The sequence below is a fragment of the Lysobacter sp. 22409 genome, from assembly GCF_052045105.1.
GTDB lineage: Bacteria > Pseudomonadota > Gammaproteobacteria > Xanthomonadales > Xanthomonadaceae > Lysobacter > Lysobacter antibioticus_B.
This window is the reverse complement of the sequence record NZ_JBQEOE010000037.1, coordinates 36603-54686: the sequence shown is the minus strand read 5'-3', so window position 1 is coordinate 54686 and position 18084 is coordinate 36603. Positions and strand designations below refer to the sequence as shown.

The 18084-nt window shown below is 66.9% G+C and carries 10 protein-coding genes and 1 pseudogene; 6 read left to right on the top strand and 5 right to left on the bottom strand.

Features of this window, described 5'->3' with window-relative positions; all coding sequences use genetic code 11:
- Positions 1-33 precede the first annotated feature (33 nt).
- From ACTJJK_RS17675 to ACTJJK_RS17660, 4 genes are all read right to left on the bottom strand, one after another.
- Positions 34-516 carry a glutathione peroxidase gene (locus ACTJJK_RS17675; RefSeq protein WP_440730841.1) on the bottom strand — a complete coding sequence of 161 codons (483 nt, stop codon included), beginning with the start codon at positions 514-516 and terminating at the stop codon, positions 34-36.
- A 569-nt stretch (positions 517-1085) separates the two neighbouring features.
- Positions 1086-3377: a TonB-dependent receptor gene (locus ACTJJK_RS17670; RefSeq protein WP_440730844.1), complete on the bottom strand. Its 2292-nt coding sequence runs from the start codon at positions 3375-3377 to the stop codon at positions 1086-1088.
- Between the two features lie 359 nt (positions 3378-3736).
- On the bottom strand, positions 3737-5824 hold the full coding sequence (locus tag ACTJJK_RS17665; RefSeq protein ID WP_440730840.1) for an amidohydrolase family protein: 2088 nt from the start codon (positions 5822-5824) through the stop codon (positions 3737-3739).
- Between the two features lie 79 nt (positions 5825-5903).
- The gene (locus tag ACTJJK_RS17660) at positions 5904-6287 is read right to left on the bottom strand and encodes a VOC family protein (protein WP_152566390.1); all 384 of its coding nucleotides are present in this window, start codon (positions 6285-6287) and stop codon (positions 5904-5906) included.
- Positions 6288-6515: 228 nt separating this feature from the next.
- Between ACTJJK_RS17660 and ACTJJK_RS17655 the strand changes: the two genes are divergently transcribed.
- The 4 genes from ACTJJK_RS17655 to ACTJJK_RS17640 all read left to right on the top strand — a co-directional run bounded on the left by ACTJJK_RS17655 (position 6516) and on the right by ACTJJK_RS17640 (position 14439).
- Complete coding sequence (locus ACTJJK_RS17655) at positions 6516-8723, top strand: M3 family metallopeptidase (RefSeq protein WP_031373800.1); 2208 nt, start codon at positions 6516-6518, stop codon at positions 8721-8723.
- A 254-nt stretch (positions 8724-8977) separates the two neighbouring features.
- Positions 8978-9745 carry a response regulator transcription factor gene (locus ACTJJK_RS17650; RefSeq protein WP_223619471.1) on the top strand — a complete coding sequence of 256 codons (768 nt, stop codon included), beginning with the start codon at positions 8978-8980 and terminating at the stop codon, positions 9743-9745.
- Between the two features lie 292 nt (positions 9746-10037).
- On the top strand, positions 10038-13391 hold the full coding sequence (locus ACTJJK_RS17645) for a YadA-like family protein (protein WP_440730839.1): 3354 nt from the start codon (positions 10038-10040) through the stop codon (positions 13389-13391).
- 202 nt (positions 13392-13593) lie between these two features.
- Complete coding sequence (locus tag ACTJJK_RS17640; RefSeq protein ID WP_051885362.1) at positions 13594-14439, top strand: NAD-dependent protein deacetylase; 846 nt, start codon at positions 13594-13596, stop codon at positions 14437-14439.
- Positions 14440-14849: 410 nt separating this feature from the next.
- On the opposite strand, the gene ACTJJK_RS17635 is transcribed toward ACTJJK_RS17640, so the two are convergent.
- Positions 14850-16154 (bottom strand): glycerophosphodiester phosphodiesterase family protein, encoded by a 1305-nt coding sequence (locus ACTJJK_RS17635; RefSeq protein ID WP_235186376.1) that lies wholly within the window; start codon positions 16152-16154, stop codon positions 14850-14852.
- A gap of 250 nt (positions 16155-16404) precedes the next feature.
- Between ACTJJK_RS17635 and ACTJJK_RS17630 the strand changes: the two genes are divergently transcribed.
- Positions 16405-17847 carry an amino acid permease gene (locus ACTJJK_RS17630; RefSeq protein ID WP_223619468.1) on the top strand — a complete coding sequence of 481 codons (1443 nt, stop codon included), beginning with the start codon at positions 16405-16407 and terminating at the stop codon, positions 17845-17847.
- Positions 17848-17886: 39 nt separating this feature from the next.
- Positions 17887-18084: pseudogene (locus ACTJJK_RS17625) on the top strand (hypothetical protein); the annotation flags it as partial.

The following is an 18084-nucleotide window of genomic DNA, read 5'->3' as shown; positions in this document are numbered from 1 at the left end:
ACGCCGCTCCTACCCTAAAGCGCTGCGTGCGCCTCAGGCCAGCGCTTTCTCGATGTCGGCGGCGATCGATTCGGGCTTGTCGGTCGGCGCATAACGCTTGATGACGGTGCCGTCGCGGCCGACCAGGAACTTGGTGAAATTCCATTTGATCGCGTCGATGCCGAGGAAGCCGCCCTTCTCGTCCTTGAGCCACTTCCACAGCGGATGCGCCCGGTCGCCGTTGACGTCGATCTTGGCGTACAGCGGGAAGCTCACCTCGTAGGTCAGCGAGCAGAATTCCTTGATCTCGGCCTCGTTGCCGGGCTCCTGGTGGCCGAACTGGTCGCAGGGAAAGCCCAGCACTTCGAAACCGCGCGCGGCATAGTCGCGCTCGAGTTTTTCCAGGCCGGTGTACTGCGGGGTGAACCCGCATTTCGAGGCGACGTTGACGATCAGCAGCACCTTGCCGCGATAGCGATCGAGCGACTGGTTCTGACCGTCGATGTCGACGGCTGAGAAATCGTAGGCGGTGGTCATCGCGGGGACTCCCTGGGGACTGGACGCACCATAACGCTTCGCGGTGGCGGTGTCTGGGGGCTGGATACGGCTTTGAGGTTGCAGCTGCATCCAGTTCGCTGTTGCCGTCATCCCCGCGAAGGCCGGTTCCAGGGCTTTACCGCGGCCTCACTCTGAAGTCTCTGGGTCCCCGCCTACGCGGGGACGACGAGCACGGCGTCGAGCCTCCAGGCAGCAGCGTTTCGCTCTTGCCGTTATCCCCGCGAAGGCGGGGATCCAGGGCTTTATCGCGACCTCACTCTGAAGTCTCTGGGTCCCCGCCTACGCGGGGACGACGAGCACGGTGTCGAGCCTCCAGGCAGCAGCGTTTCGCTCTTGCCGTCATCCCCGCGAAGGCGGGGATCCAGGGCTTTACCGCGACATCGCTCTGAAGTCTCTGCGGCCCGGCCCGGCCCGGCCCGGCCAGGGCGCATGGCGCCCTGGCGTTCATGGATGCGCGAGCCAGTGGCTCGCAAGCGCATCCCTTCACCCGCAAAAACGAACGGCCCGCACAGGGCGGGCCGTTCGCAACAACGCAATGCAGGCTCGGATCAGAACGAAGCCTTGAACTCCGCACCGACGATGCGCGGGTCGTTGACGAAACCGACCAGGTTGTTGAAGTCGATACCGCCGACCGCACGCTTCTCGTTGAGGATGTTGCGGCCGTACAGAGCCACGTCGTAACGGCCGTTGTCCCACTGGTAACCGATGCGCAGGCCGCCTTCGAGCAGATCCTTGCCGCGGAACTCGCGGGCCTCGTACAGGAAGAAGTTCACTTCGCTGCGGTAAGCCCAGTCGGTGTAGACGTAGAACTCGTTGCCGTTGGCGAGCGGCAGGCTGTAGCGCGCAGTGACGTTGTAGACCCACTTCGGCGCCTGCGGCAGCGGGTTGCCGTCGATCGCCGCGAGGGTCTGGCCGTTGCGCACTACGGTCGGGTCGGTGACGGTGCAGCCGCCGCCGCAGGGAGCCACGAACAGGTTGCTGTCCTGGATCTCGGTGTCGTTATAGCTGGCGCCGAAGGTGACCATCAGGTTGTCGGTGACATAGGCGTCGAGGTCGACTTCCACGCCCTGGCCGAGGGTCTTGTCGGCGTTGACCAGGATGGTCTGGTTGAGCGCGCCGCCGACCGCGTTGAGCTGCTGGTTGTCGACGGTGTAGCGGAACAGGGCGACGCCGAGACGTGCGCGCTTGTCCCACAGGTCGGCCTTGAGGCCGGCTTCGTACGAGATCACCTTCTCGGCATCGGCGACCGACGGCTGCGGCGGGGTCTGGAACAGCAGGCGGCCCTGGATGCTGGGCGCGCGGAAGCCCTTGGCGATGCGCGCGTACAGATTGATGTCCGGGGTGGCCTGGAACACGCCGCTGATGTCCCAGCTGACGTCGTCGACGTCGGTGCGGACCTTGAACGGGCCCGACACCGGCGCACCGAACGGCGCGCTCTGCAGCACGCTGGCGCTGAAGTCCTTCTTGTCCTGGGTGTAGCGCAGGCCGCCGCGCAGCTTGAAGCGCTCGGTCACCTCGTATTCGAGCGAGCCGAACGCAGCCCAGGCCTTGTTGCGCTGCTTCTGCTGCGCATGACCGGCCTGCACGCCACCGGCGAGGCTGTCGTAGTTGAGGCTGTCGACGGTGATGTCTTCGTCGAAATAGAACAGGCCGGCCTGCCAGTTGAGCGGGCCCGCGTAGCTCGATTCGATGCGGAATTCCTGGGTCCACTGGCGGTGGTCCGGCAGGCCGTCGGCCGACTCGGCGGCGAACGGAATACCGACCGGGGTGCTGCCGCCGGGCAGGAACATCGCGCCGACGCCGCCGTCGATGTCGCCGCGGCTCAACGAGTCGGCGGTTTCGTAACCGGTGATCGAGTACAGGGTCAGCTCGTTCGGCAGTTCCCAGCTCAGGCGCGCGCTGGCGCCGTAGCTTTCGAGCTTCTGCGAGTTGCGGCCGTCGATGCCGACCTCGTCGATGTCGAAACCGTCGGCGAAATCGTTCGTGCCCTTCTTGAACAGCATGGCGCGGAACAGACGCGCGGTGCCGTTGAGGTGGCGCGAGTGGACGTTGAACAAGGCGTTGAAGGTGTCGCTGCCGTCGTATTGCAGCTGCAGGCGCACGGCGGATTCGTCGTAGCCTTCGAGTTCGCCGTTGCTGCGGGCGTTCGGATTGGTGTTGGTCACCCAGTCGTCGCGGCGCTGGTACATCGCCGAAGCGCGGGCCGACCAGTTGGCGCCCAGCGGGCCACTGATGGCGCCTTCGAAATTGGTGGTGCCGTAGGTGCCGTAGGACACCTGGCCGTAGCCTTCCAGCTCGCGGGTCGGCTTGGCCGACTCGAACTTGACCACGCCGGCCGGGGTGTTGCGGCCGAACAGCGTGCCCTGCGGGCCGCGCAGCAGTTCGACGTTCTCCAGGTCGAACACCGGGAAGCCCTTCAGCAGCGGGTTCTCCAGGACGATGTCGTCATAGACCAGCGAGACCGGCTGCGAGGCGTTGAGGTCGAAATCGGTATTGCCCAGGCCGCGGATGTAGAAACGCGGGAAGGCGCGGCCGAACGAGGACTCGATGTTGAGGCTGGGCAGGCGGCCGGACAGGAAACGGATATCGCCGCCGCCGGAACCGAGCACGTGCAGCTTCTCGCGGTCGACCGTAGTCAGCGCGACCGGGACGTCCTTGGCGCGTTCGACCTTGCGCTGGGCGGTGACCATCAGGGCGTCGAGGGTCTTGGCCTCGCCTTCGGCCGGTGCAGCCGTGGCGGGCGCTGGCTCCTGGGCGAAAACGGTGGCGGAAGCGAGGGTCAGGCCGATAGCGACGGCCAGGGCGTGACTACGGGGCGCAGGGCTGCGGAGAGCACGCAAGTGCTGGAACATGGTCGGGTTTCTCGATGGACGCGGCGCGTGGGGCGCCAGTTCGTGGGAAACCGCCGCCGCCGTGCTCCCTCGGGCACGCGCGTACGGCGATGGGCGATCGGACCGTCCCTTGACGGCCGTGACGCGGACTGCCCGCGCCGGTGGCGGCTCATTGACCGGCGAATGTTACCAAACCATTAAAGAGCCCGTGCTCGAATGGGCTTTCTAGCCGATCGGCGGGCTTGGCAGTTGGGCAAGAGCAAATCCCCCCTGCCCCCCTTTTCAAAGGGGGGAACGGCCTGGGAGTACTGGAACCGCCACGGGGACGACCTCAGGGCCGCGAACCGCTCGGGCGGGTTTGCTTCGGCTTACTTCGCCGCGGCGACCTTGGCCGGTGCGGCGAAGGGCTTCACGCCCAGGGCGTCGTAGACCTCGCTCGGGTAGTAGGCGGTGTCGCCCTGCAGCACCAACGAGACCTTGCGGATGTCGGCGATGTCGCGGGTCGGGTCTCCGTCGATCAGGATCAGGTCGGCGCGCTTGCCGGCCGTCACCGAGCCGCGGTCGTCGAGCACCCGGGCGACCTTGGCGGCGTTCCAGGTCGCGACCTGCAAGGCCTGCGACGGGGTCAGGCCGGCGCGCACGTACAGGGCCAGTTCGTGCTGCAGGGTGAAGCCGGGCACCTCGTCGGTGCCGGCCAGCAGCGGCACGCCGGCCTTGTAGGCGCGGCCGACGAATTCCACCGCCTTGGCGTAGGACTTGTTGTAGCGCGCCGCGGTCGCATCGTCGGGGATGTTCATCTCGGCCGAACGACGACCGCGCTGCACGTCCGGCGGCAGGTGGTCGGCGATGCCCTCGACGATCGGCGACAACTCGCCGTCGCGCTGATGCAGGAACTCGAAGGTCGCCAGGGTCGGGTCGATCGCGATCTGCTTCTTCGCCAGGGTCGCGATGAAGTCCTGCACCGGCTTGGAATCCAGGTCGAGGTCGGCGGCCTTGTCGGCGACCAGGTAGAAGCGCTGCAAAGTGCGGGTGTCGGTCTTGTCGTCGACGAAGAAATTCAGCAGCAATTGGTTGATGTGCTGCACTTCGTCGTAACCCTGGTCGACCACGTCCTGGGCGCGCATGAACGCCGGCACGTGGCCGCTGACGCGCAGGCCCTTGCTGTGCGCATAGGCCGCGGTCTCGCGCAGCAGCTCCTTCGGGAAGGAGTTATAGATCTTCACCTGCGGATAGCCGTTGGCGGCGTACCAGTCGACCGCCGACTTGGCCCCGGCGATGTCCTTGATGACGAAGCCGTTGCGCGCCGAGAAATTGCTCTCGCCCTCGATGAAGCCGGCCGGCACCACGTTCGGCGACAACAGCGTGCCGGCCTTGATCTCGCCGATCATCTGCTGCAGGGTCGCGTTGTCGTTGCCCATGTCGCGCACGGTGGTCACGCCCGCGGCGATGTTGAGGCCACCGTCCCAGCGCGACAGGTGGCCGTGCATGTCGAACAGGCCCGGCATCAGCACGCGGCCGCCGCCGTCGACGCTGCGGTCGTACTTCAGCGACGCCGCGGCCTTGCCGACCGAGACGATCTTGCCGTCGGCGACGATCACGTCGGTGGCCTCGCCGAGCTGGGCCTTCTCGCTGTCGAACACGCGCACGTCGCGCAGCAGAGTGGTGCCGGAAAAGCGGTGGCCGAGCTTCTGCCGCAAATCCACCAACAGCTTGCCTTCGGCGGCTTTCTGGCGGGTCTCCAGGGCCGCGGCGTTGCCCTGCCAGCCTTCCTCGATCAGCTGCAGATAGCCGGGATAGATGAAGGCGAACAAGCGCGGTTCCGCACCGGTGGTGGCCCAGGCGAAGTTCGGGGTGAAGCCCTGCCCGGTCATCGCCAGCAGCTGCACCTTCTCGGTCTTGCCGTCGCGAGTGACTTCGGCCTCGTCGATCTTGCGCGCGCTCAGGCTGCCGTTGGGCAGCAGCGGCAGCTTGCCGTCGCTGCGCTTGGCCAGCGCATTGAGCACCACGGAGAAACCGGCCGGGGTGCCGCCGAGCGGTGCGTACAGACCGGGACCGGATACGGTCGCCTCGCCCGAATCGGACAGCGACTTCCACACCGCCTTGTCGCCCTCGCGGCGGAAGCTCTCGTCGACTTTCGCGCCGAAGGTCGAGGTGCCCTGGACCTGGTAGGTCTGGTAGGTGCCGTCCTTCGCCAGCGTGTAGGTCTCCTTGAGCTCGGGGCCGCGGCCGTTGTCCTTGAAGATGAAATCGACCGTGGTGGTGCCGTCGTCGGCCCGGGTCACGACCTGCTGGCCGGCCTGCTTGCCGCCGTCGACCAGGGCCAGGTAACGCGTGGTCTCGGCCGCGAAGGCGCTGGTGGCGAAACCCGAGGCGAGGCAGACCGCGAGGGCCAGGCGGGCGACGGAGGGCAGGCGCGGCGCGCGCAGGGTCGAACGGGACATCGGCAGTTGAGGCATCGGATCGTGCTCCGGAAGAAACAGCATGGAATAGGCAGAAACCTGGAATGCAAAAGCTTTAACTGGAGTGCGAAAGCTTTCAGTCGTGATGCGTGACCATCAGGACGTAACCGTCCGGGTCTCTGACCCGGAACTCGCCCTTGGGGCGGTAGAACGGATAGGCCATCGCGCCGGCGTCGATACCTGCGGCGAGCACGCGCTCGCGCATCGCCGCGACGTCGTCGCAATACACGTAGAACAGCACCGCCTGAACGGTGTCGTCGACCGGCCCGTCGGCCAGCACCAGCATCAGCTCGGCACCGCCGGGGCTCTGCAGCGAGACCCAGACCGGATCGTCGCCGCAGGAGGGCTCGTAGTGGGCGTTGCCGATAGCGAAGCCGAAGGTGGCGTAGAAGGCTACCGCGCGCGGCACCTGGGCGACGTGCAGCATCGGCACGAAACGCTGTGCGCTCGGCGCCGTCACGAGGCCCGTCCTGACGCCCGTCCTGTGTGCCGGCTGCCCTGCGCCATCGCCCCGCTCCCTGATGAACTGCGCCGGAGTGTAAACCGGCCGCCGCCGGCGAACCTGGCCCCTTGGTCATGCTTTGCCCGGCCTCGCGGGCCCGCCCCGGGCGGCCATGCCTTTCGTCACGGGCCGCCCCTGCCCGGGGTCGGTTAGGCTTTAAGGTTCCTATTGACGAGGTTCCGCACGATGAAGCATCCCCTCGCGCTGGCGTTGGCCGTGGCCCTGTTCGCCACCGGTACCAGCCTTGCCCACAATGCCCAGGCCCAGACCAAAGCAGACCAAGCCGTGACCGCCAACGCTCAATCGAACGCGAACCCGTTCTTCCAGGAGAGCCCGCTGCCGCTGCAGTTCCCGCAGTTCGACAAGATCAAGGACGCCGATTTCGCGCCCGCCTTCGATCGCGGCATGGCCGACCAGCTCAAGGAAATCGACGCGATCGCCAACAGCGCCGACGCGCCGAGCTTCGACAACACCATCCTGGCGCTGGAACGTTCGGGCCGCATCCTCGCCCGCTCGACCTCGACCTTCTTCAACCTGATGAGCACCGACACCAACCCGGTGCGGCAGAAGCTCATGCAGGAATACGCGCCGAAGATGTCGGCCCACCGCGATGCGATCAACCTCAATCCCAAGCTGTTCGCACGCATCAAGACCCTGTACGGCCAGCGCGATTCGCTGGGCCTGGACGCCGAGGGCGTGCGCCTGGTCGAGCGTTACTACACCGACTTCGTCCGCGGTGGCGCCAACCTCAGCGACGCGCAGAAGACCCGTCTGAAGGCGATCAACGCCGAACTGGCCGAACTGGGCGCCAAGTTCAGCGAGAACGTGCTCGAAGAGGTCAAGGACTCGGCCATCGTCGTCGACAGCAAGGCCGAACTCGACGGCCTGTCCGACGAGCGCATCGCCGCCGCGGCCGAAGCGGCCAAGGCGCGCAAGCTGGAAGGCAAGTACCTGCTGACCCTGCTCAACACCACCGGCCAGCCCCCGGAAACCGACCTGACCAACCGCGCCCTGCGCGAGAAGCTGCACAAGGCCTCGGTCGCGCGCAACAGCCGCGGCAACGCCTTCGACAACACCGCGCTGGTGTCCAAGGTCGTCACCCTGCGCACCGAACGCGCCAAGATGCAGGGCTACCCGAACTACGCCGCCTACGTGCTCGAGGACGAGACCGCCAAGAACCCCGAGGCGGTCAACAACATGCTCGGCCAACTCGCCCCGGCCGCGGTCGCCAACGCCAAGCGCGAAGCCGCCGACCTGCAGGCGATGATCGACAAGGAACAGGCCGCCAAGGGCGAGAAGAGCTTCCAGCTCGAGCCCTGGGACTGGGCGTTCTACGCCGAGAAGGTTCGCAAGGAAAAGTTCGCCTTCGACGAAGCCCAGCTCAAGCCCTACTTCGAGATGAAGAACGTGCTCGAGAACGGCGTGTTCTACGCCGCCGGCCAGCTCTACGGCCTGAAGTTCAAGCAGCGCACCGACCTGCCGCTGTACCGCCCGGACACCAGCGTTTACGACGTGTTCGACGCCGACGGCAAGCAGTTGGCGATCTTCATCGCCGACATGTACGCGCGCGATTCCAAGCGCGGCGGCGCCTGGATGAACTCCTACGTCGACCAGTCCGAACTGTTCGGCACCCTGCCGGTGGTGGCCAACCACCTCAACATCCCGGCGCCGCCGGCCGGCAAGCCGACCCTGATGACCTGGGACGAGGTCACCACCATGTTCCACGAGTTCGGCCATGCCCTGCACGGCATGTTCTCGAACGTGAAGTACCCCTACTTCTCCGGCACCAGCGTGCCGCGCGACTTCGTCGAGTTCCCCTCGCAGGTCAACGAGATGTGGGCCGACTGGCCGTCGGTGCTGGCCAACTACGCCAAGCACTACCAGACCGGCGAGCCGATGCCGAAGGAACTGCTGGACAAGGTCCTGGCCGCTTCCAAGTTCAACCAGGGCTTCACCACCACCGAGTACCTCGGCGCGGCCATGCTCGACCAGAACCTGCACCAGATCGGCGACGCCGCCCAGGTGCCGAAGGCCAAGGACGTGATGCCCTTCGAGACCGCTTCGCTGAAGAAGGACGGCATCTATTACACGCCGGTGCCGCCGCGTTACCGCACCCCGTACTTCAGCCACATCATGGGCGGCTACGCGGCCGGCTACTACGCCTACATCTGGTCGGAAGTGCTGGACGCCAACACGGTGCAGTGGATCAAGCAGCACGGCGGCCTGACCCGCGAGAACGGCGACCGCTTCCGCGCCACCCTGCTCTCGCGCGGCGGCAGCAAGGACGCCCTGCAGCTGTTCCGCGATTTTGCCGGGCATGAGCCGAAGATCGAGCCCCTGCTGGAGCGCCGCGGCCTGACCGCCCCGGCGGCCGGCGAACCCAAGAATAAATAATTCAGGCCCGCCCTTCAGGTTTTGCAACGCAAAAGGCCGCCCACCTGTCCGGTGGGCGGCCTTTTTGTCGTTGGAAGGCACATAACCACCGTTATCACGATCTAAAGATTTCCAAAGAATTTCCGCACTTTCGACGAAGCTCGACTTATGTCACATTCGGTCCAAGTGGAGCCCAACTAACCTGATTTTGGATATCGACGGCGTCGGTGCGCGCAAGCGAAACGACAGGATTTCGATCAACAGGGGACATCAGGATGGCCGCCATCTCCGTGGTCCAAGCCGCAAGCTCGTCCGGTTCCAGTTCCAACCGCAACGACCGACGCATCGCGCTGGTCGAACGCGACCCGATGTTGAGACAACAGATCCTGCATTCGCTGCAGATGCGCCAGTTCGCCGTCGTCGAATGCGCGAACGCCACCGCGCTATACCGCAACCTGCTCAGTTCGCCCTGCGATATCGCAGTGATCGCCAGCGACCTGCCCGACGACAATCCGCGCACGGTCGCCCTGCACCTGCGCCAACATTCCGACATCGGCATCGTCATGCTCGATGCCGATGCCGGCAACGGCTGCCAGACCGAGTCCTATCGCGAGATCGCCGACGCTTGTTTCCCCAAACCGGTCGACCTCGACGGACTCGCCGCAGTCATCACCGCGATGCACAGCCTGCAACACCACATGCGTGCGATGCCGTCGCGCAGCAGCGCCGGCCTGAGCGAATGGGAACTCGCCCTCGACGGTTGGACCCTGCGCACGCCGGACGGATCTTCCATCGACCTCAGCGCGCCCGAGCGCAGTGTCTTGTTACGCCTGGTCAATACCGGCGCCGGCGGCCATCCGGTTTCGCACGACAGTCTGATCGGTTCCTTGACCAGCGATGTCTACGATTTCGACCCGCACCGCCTGGAAATGCTGATCTATCGTCTGCGCAAGAAAGTCGCGCTGATGAGCCCCTTGCCGTTGCCTCTGCGCGCCGTGCGCGGCATGGGTTATCTGTGCACCATCGTGCGCGCGAACAATTGAATAGTCACTGCGGACTTTCATAGCAGCCGCAGGGGGCGGCTGACGTCGAGAAACCGTGCAAATCACACACTGGCTCGCGTGATCTCGCGTGAGTGAAGGTGATGCTGCATGAGTGTATTGCGTAGATGGGCTACCTAGCCTGCATCAGCCGATGACTGTCGTGCCAGCGAACGCGGCAGCAGCGATACCCGGGGACGAAGAACGAATCGCGGCCATAACGGCCGGCTGGCGTGCGCTCCGTCCTGCGCTATCGATCGGCTCACCGCAACGATCGTAGACGGAGACTGTTGCCATGAATCAGCGCGACACGCAGAACGGAATGCTTCTGACCACCGCATCGGCAGCCACGCACGACATCCGCACCCACGGCCTGCGAACGACGCGCACACCCCTGTTTCGATCGACCGCCTGCTGGTGCCTCGCGCTAGGCCTGGCCGCCACGCCCTTGTTCGCCAGCGCCGCCGAAGACGGCTCCGCACTGGCCGCGCCCGCGATCGAAAGCAGCGAAGACACCTCGTCTTCCAACGGCGAACAACCGATCGCCAGCGATGAACTGCTCGACGAGGAAGCACCGCTGCTGCCGCTGGTGTTCGATGGCATACCCAACAGTTCCACCTGGGATTCGATGGCCTTCGACGACGGCGGCATGGCCTCGCCGATGAGCGTGATCCAACCGCCCGACCCGGCCAACAACAGTCTGCCCGGCATCAGCGCTTATCTCAGCAACTGGTTGCTCGGCAACGACTACCAGGCCTGCGGCCTGCTCGGCAGCGGCTGCCTGACCATCGATCGCGCCAACTTCAATTATTCGTATCTGTCGCTGATCCTCAACCTGGTGCAGGCGCCGAACGTACTCGACCTGGACGGGAACCAGCCCGCGAACCATTTGACTCTGATCGGCGCGGTGCAGTCCGACAGCTACATCCAGTTCCAGGACAGCAACTACACCGGCAACAACAACAACGCCTCGTGCGTGATCATCGGCCTGGCCTGCACCTGGAGCACCAATGCCGCGCAGAACAACCAGGTCATCATCGGCGACGGCAGCTATGCCAACGGCTCCAACACCATCGTCATGGGCACCAACGCCCGCCATCAGCTGCCGACCGTCACCGCGGCCTCGCAGGGCTTCGTCGGCGGCCCCGACACCAACTACGCCGCGCGCCTGGGCAATTCGGTGGTGATCGGCGACAACAGCTTCGGCAACGCCAACCGCCAGACCATCCTCGGCTTCGGCGCGACTTCGACCCACGCCAACAGCGTCGCGCTCGGCGCCGGTTCCAGCACCGCGATCGGCGCGCAGAGCGGCTACACCGCGTTCGGCCTGGTCGCGCCGCAGACCTCGGCCGGCGAAGTCTCGATCGGCGCAGCCGGCTCGACCCGCAAGCTGACCAACGTCGCAGCCGGCAGCACCGGCACCGATGCGGTCAACGTGGCCCAATTGCAGGGCGCGCTGGCCAACGCCGCGGCCGATCCGTTCGCGGTCAAGTACGACGACCTCGGCGGCACGCCCGACTTCGGCAACGTCACCCTGCAGGGCCCGGGCGGCACCGTCATCTCCAACCTCGGTGCGGGCGTCATCGCCGCCGGCAGCACCCAGGCGGTGAACGGCAGCCAGATCTTCGCGATCAGCCAGTCCAATGCGCAGCGCCTCGGCGCCGGCGCCTTGGTGGCTGCCGACGGCACCGTGACCGCGCCGAACTTCATCATCGACGGCAACGGCTACAACAACGCCGGCGACGCATTCGCCGCGGTCAATGCCGGCATGGCCAACGCCGATGCCTTCGCCGTGCAATACGACGACGACGGCCTCGGCAATCCCGATTACGGCAACGTGACCCTGCGCGGCCCGGCCGGCACCGGCACCTTGATCGGCAATCTCGCCGCCGGCCAGATCGCCGCCGCCAGCTTCGACGCCATCAACGGCAGCCAAATATTCGGCATCGGCACATCGGTGGCGAACCTGTTCGGCGGCGGTACCACCTTCAACGCCGGCGGCACCTTCACCGCGCCGAACTACGTCATCGGCGGCAACAGCTACAACAACGTTGGCGCCGCGCTGACCGCGCTCGACGGCGGCCTGACCGGCAGCAACGCCTTCGCCGTGCGCTACGACGACGACGGCAGCGGCAACCCCGACTACGGCAACGTTACCCTGCAAGGCCCGGCCGGCACCGGCACCGTGATCGACAACCTCGCCGGCGGCGCGATCGCGGCCGGCAGCCTGCAGGCGGTCAACGGCAGCCAGTTGTTCAGCCTGGGCACCTCGACCGCGGCGCTGTTCGGCGGCGGCGCCACCTTCAACATCGGCGGCGGCTTCACCGCGCCCAACTACGTCATCGGCGGCAATACCTATAACGACGTCGGCGCGGCGCTGAGCGCGCTCGACGGCGGCCTCGCCGGCAACGATGCCTTCGCGGTGAAGTACGACGACGACGGCAGCGGCAACCCCGACTACACCCGCGCCACCCTGCGCGGCCCCGCCGGCACCGGCACCACCCTGGACAACGTCGCCAACGGCCAGATCGCCGCCGGCAGCCTGGAGGCCGTCAACGGCGGCCAGGTGCAGGGCTTCGGCGACGGCATCGCCTCGATCTTCGGCGCCGGCGCCAGCTTCAGCGGCGGCGTTTTCGGCGCACCGAGCTTCACCGTGCAAGGCGGCAGCTACCAGGACGTCGGCGCCGCTTTCGCCGCGGTCGATGCCAGCCTGACCAACATCAACAACCGCATCGACAACCTGCCACCGGGCGGCATCCCCGAACCGCGCATCGCCATCGACGGCACCGGCAACGCCACGGTCGGCGCCGGCACGCGCGCGATCGCCGCGGGCGCCAGCGCCAGCGCCATGGGCCAGCATGCGGTCGCGATCGGCGGCGATGCCTACGCCGCGGGCGACAACGACACCGCGATCGGCGGCAACGCCCGGGTCAACGCCGACGGCAGCACCGCGGTCGGCGCCAACAGCAGCATCTCGGCGTCGGCGACCAATGCCGTCGCGGTCGGCGAAAGCGCCAGCGTGACGGCGTCGGGCGCGGTCGCGCTCGGCCAGGGCGCGGTGGCCGACCGCGCCAACACCGTCTCGGTGGGCACCGCCAGCGCGCAGCGCCAGATCGTCAACGTCGCCGCCGGCAGCCAGGACAACGACGCGGTCAACGTCGCCCAATTGCGCTCCTCGCAGGCCGGCACGGTGCGTTACGACACCAACGTCGACGGCAGCGTCAACACCACTCAGGTGACCCTCAACAACGGCGGCGGCTCGGTGCAGATCCGCAACGTCCGCGCCGGCACCTCCAACACCGATGCGGTCAACGTCCAGCAGCTCAACGACGGCGTCAACCGCGCCATCACCACCTCCAACCAGTACACCGACAACTGGGGCAACGGCCTGCGTCGCGAGATCGGCCAGCTCGACGACAAGGCCAGCGCCGGCGTCGCTTCGGCGATGGCGGTCGCGGGCCTGCCGCAGTCCTACATGCCCGGCAAGAGCATGGCGGCGATCGCGGCGAGCTCGTTCCGCGGCGAAACCGGCTTCGCGATCGGCGTCTCGACGATCAGCGAAGACGGCCGCTGGGTCTATAAATTCTCCGGCAACAGCAACTCCAAGGGCGATGTCGGCGTGACCGTCGGCGCCGGCCTGATGTGGTGAGCCCGGAAACCTGACCTCCCCCCGGCGACCGCGCGCGCCCCGCCGTGGTACGCCAGGCCGCCCGAAGCGATTCGGGCGGTCTTCTTTTTGCCAGACCGACGCTGCCACACCGGCGTTGCCGCGGCGCGGCGCCGACCTTGGATAGCCACCGCCTCGCCGCCATCTAACGTACAGCCCTGCCCACCTGCGATCACGCCCCCGAATGAATCCGAACGCCGCCGACACCCGCGATGCGCACACCGCCGCACAGGCCCTGTACGAGTGGCTGCGTCCGCACCGGCGCGTGTTCGTGCTGACCGGCGCCGGCCTCAGCACCGGTTCGGGCATCCCGCATTACCGCGACGAGAACGGCGCCTGGCAGCGCAAGCCGCCGATCGATTTCCGCGCCTTCGTCGGCGACGCCCGCGCCCGTGCCCGTTACTGGGCGCGCAGCTTCGTCGGCTGGCCTTCGTTCGCCGGCGCACGGCCGAACAGCGGCCACCAGGCGCTGGCGCGTTGGCAGGAACGCGACGGCCCGCATGCGCTGGTGACCCAGAACGTCGACGGCCTGCACGCACGTGCCGGCAGCCGCGACGTGGTCGATCTGCACGGCTGCCTGGACGAGATCGTCTGCCTCGACTGCGGCGCGCGGCGTGCGCGCGAGTCGGTGCAAGCCGAGTTGGCCGAACGCAATCCGGATTGGGTCGACCTCGACGCGGCGGTCCTGCCCGACGGCGACGCCGACCTGGAAGGCCTGGAGTTCGAGCGCTTCGCCACGCCGGTGTGCGGCCACTGCGGCGGCATGGTCAAGCCCGACGTGGTGTTCTTCGGCGAAAACGTGCCGCGCGCGCGCGTCGCCGCGGCCCAGCAGGCCCTGGCCGAAGCCGACGCGATGCTGGTGGTGGGTTCGTCGCTGATGGTCTATTCCGGCTTCCGCTTCGCCCGCGCCGCGCGCGAGGCCGGCCTGCCGCTGGCCCTGCTCAACCGCGGCGTGACCCGCGCCGACGACATCGCCACGCTCAAGCTCGAAGCCGATTGCTCGGCGACCTTGCAGGCGGCGTTGGGCTGACTCGGGAATCGGGAATCGGGAATCGGGAATCGGTTAACGATATCGCCGACTGTAGGAGCGGCGTAAGCCGCGACCAACCGAAGAAGTTGACGCCAGCGAAGCGACCGAAGCCCCAAACAATCGGCGCTTGTTTTTTTCGTATGTCGCAGCCCCTGACTGCGGACTACAACGTGGTATTCCACCGCTTCGCTCTATCGCGGCTCGCGCCGCTCCTACCCGGAAGCGGTGCGCTATCGCTTAGAACGTCCGGCGCAAGAAGTTAACGCCAGCGCCGCAACCGAAGCCCGGACAATCGGCGTCTGTTTTTTCGTATGCCGCAGACCCTGGCTGCGGACGAAGACGTGGTATTTCACCGCTTCGTTCTGTCGCGGCTTACGCCGCTCCTACCCAGAAGCGGCGGCGCGGCGGCCTCAGGGCGTCGGACGCCGATCGATGCGGCTGTGTTCGAGAAACAGCTTGCGCGCGGCCACGCCGATGTCGGGCTGGTCGATGAAGAAGCCCTGCACGCCCAGGGCGTAGAGCTGCAGGGCCTCGCCGAGCGCGCTCTGGACCACGCCGTTGGCGGTCTGGCTCAGGAAGGGTTCCTCGGCGCGCACCGTATACGGGTGCACCTGCAAGCCGAGCTGCAAAGCGCGGCCGAGCACCGGATGGACGAAACCGGTGTTGCGGGTGGTCAGCAAGGCATGGCCGTCGCCGTCGGCATCGCGCTTGGCCGGCAGGGCCACGCGCGGCAGCAGGCTGCTCTTGGACGGGCCCAGGCCGGCGACGTAGTGCGTCCGCATCCAGCTCAGCGCCGCGGTTTCGGTCAGCGCCGCATAGCCGGTGCCGGCGCCGATGCCGCCCGGGATCGCCGTGCCCAGATCGCCATAGATCGCGCTCAGGTCGCTGCCGTGCGCGAGGTGGTAGACGAAGTCGTAGGGACAGTCGCGCTCGAAGTCGCCGTACAACTGCACCAGCGGCAGGTCGATGCCGGCCTTCGGCAGGATCCTGCGCTTGAGCTCGATTAGGTTGGCGACTTCGAAACTCTGGATGTAAACCCGCGCCGGGTCGGTGAAGCCCTCGGCGACCAAGGTCTGCACCAGCTTCTCGCCGAGCGAGACCTGGATCGGCGTGCCATCGATGCGCTTGCCTTCGAGGGCGAACCAGGTCGGATGCTTGGTCTCGGGATAAATGCCGATGACGCGGCCGTCGCGGCTGTGCTCCTTGGCCAGGGCGATCACCTCGCGCAGGGTCGCGATCTCGAACCGGCCATCGAAGCGCTTGTTGCCGGGGCGGATCTGCGGGATGCGTTCGCGTGCGCGCAGGGTCTTGAGTTCGGCCAGGGTGAAGTCTTCGGTGAACCAGCCGGTGAGGCGCTCGCCGTCGATGACCTTGCTGACGCGGCGGTCGGCGAACTCCGGGTGGTCGGCGACGTCGGTGGTACCGGAGATCTCGTTCTCGTGGCGGACCACCAGTTCGCCGTCGCGGGTCGCGACCAGGTCCGGCTCGATGAAGTCGGCACCCTGTTGGATCGCCAGGCGATAGGCCTCGAGCGTGTGCTCGGGGCGATAACCGCTGGCGCCGCGGTGGGCGATCACGATCAGGCGCGGGCTATCGGCGGTCTGCACGGCGGACGAGGACTCCGGAGCGACGGGGGCGGGCGTGGCGTTCGCTGCCGCGCCGGCCAGCGCGCCGCAGACGATCCAGGCCAGTCTAAGAGATGTACTGCGCTTCACCGGTCGATTCTCCGCTAGTTCGTATGCATACAGGCGCGTCCACGCCGGCCTGCCCGCGTGCCGGCGCCGACGCAGTGCCGACGCGACAGGCGCGCCCGACCCGCCATCGTCGGGCCGGCCATCATCAGGCCGGCCATCATCAGGCATGGGCATTGCCGCGATTTGACGATCCCGCCCCAGAACGGTCCCGTATTGAAGCGCGGCCCGCCGCAGCCGCTATGATGCGGTGATCATTCGGGGAGAGCGTTCGATGAGCCTGGTGGCCAAGGTATTCCGGCACAAGTCGGTGGAACAACTGCAGGCCGAGGCCAGCAAACGTACGGATTTCCGCCGCGTACTCGGGCTCTGGCAGCTCACCGCGATCGGCATCGGCGGCATCATCGGCGTCGGCGTGTTCGTCCTCGCCGGCCACGAAGCCGCCACCAACGCCGGCCCCGCGGTCGCCCTCGCCTTCCTGCTCGCCGGCATCGCCAGCGCCGCCGCGGCGCTGTGCTACGCCGAGTTCGCCGGCATGATCCCGGTCACCGGCAGCGCCTACACCTACAGCTACGCCACCTTGGGCGAGCTGCCGGCCTGGCTGATCGGCTGGGACCTGTTGCTCGAATACGCGCTGATCGTGGCGGTGGTCGCGATCGGCTGGTCCGGCTACGTGCAGGCCCTGCTCGGCAGCGCCGGCTTCCATCTGCCGGTATGGGCGCAGGGCGCCATCGGCACCGGCGAAGGCCGCGTCTTCAACCTGATCGCGGCCCTGGCCACGATCGGCGTGTCGGCTTTGCTGGTGTTCCGTACCGAATGGGGCGCGCGCTTCAACACCCTGATCGTCGCGATCAAGGTCATCGCGGTGGTGCTGGTGATCGGCGTCGGCGCGTTCTACATCGACCCGGCCAACTGGGTGCCGTTCATTCCCGAGCGCGTCGTCGACGCCAACGGCGTCGGCCACTTCGGCCTGCAAGGCGTGGCGACCGCCGCCGCGGTGGTGTTCTTCGCGGTGTTCGGCTACGACACCCTGACCACCGCCGCCGAGGAATCCAAGAACCCGCAACGCGATCTGCCGCGCGCGGTGCTGCTGTCGCTGGGCGTGTCGATGGTGCTGTATCTGGCGGTGTCGCTGGTGCTGACCGGTATCGCGCCCTACACCACCCTCGGCGGCGACGCCCCGGTCTCGGAAGCCTTCACCCGCCTCGGCCTGCCGTGGATCGCCGCGGCCATCTCGATCTCGGCAGTGATCGGCATCGCCAGCGTGCTGTTCGCCTTCATGCTCGGCGCCGCGCGCATCTGGTTCTCGCTGTCGCGCGACGGCCTGCTGCCGGGCTGGTTCGCCAAGATCCATCCCAAGTACGGCACGCCGCACCGCCCGACCATCGTGCTCGGCATCTTCACCGCCCTGGTCGCCGGCTTCCTGCCGATCGGCGAGGTCGCCAAGCTGGTCAACATCGGCGTGCTCTCGGCCTTCATCGTGATCTGCGCCTCGGTGTGGGTGCTGCGCGTGCGCAAGCCCGACCTGCACCGCGCCTTCCGCACGCCGTTAGTGCCGCTGATCCCGCTGATCGGCATCGGCTTCTCGATCTGGCTGCTGTCCGAGCTGGCCGCGATCACCTGGCTGATCTTCCTGGTCTGGGTCAGCCTGGGCCTGCTGGTCTATTTCGGCTACGGCATGCGCCACAGCAAGCTGGCGGCCGAGGTGCAGGAGTGAGTTGATACAAACGCAGAAGTGAGTTGAGAGAAGTGAGGAATGAGTAAAGGCAAGAGCGGCTTTTCGCTCACTTCTTACTCCTCTCTGCTCACTTCTTACTCCTCTCTGCTCACTTCTGTCGGCATCGGCTTCTCGATCTGGCTGTTGTCCGAGCTGGTCTTCCTGGTCTGGGTCAGCCTGGGCCTGCTGGTCTATTTCGGCTACGGCATGCGCCACAGCAAGCTGGCGGCCGAGGTG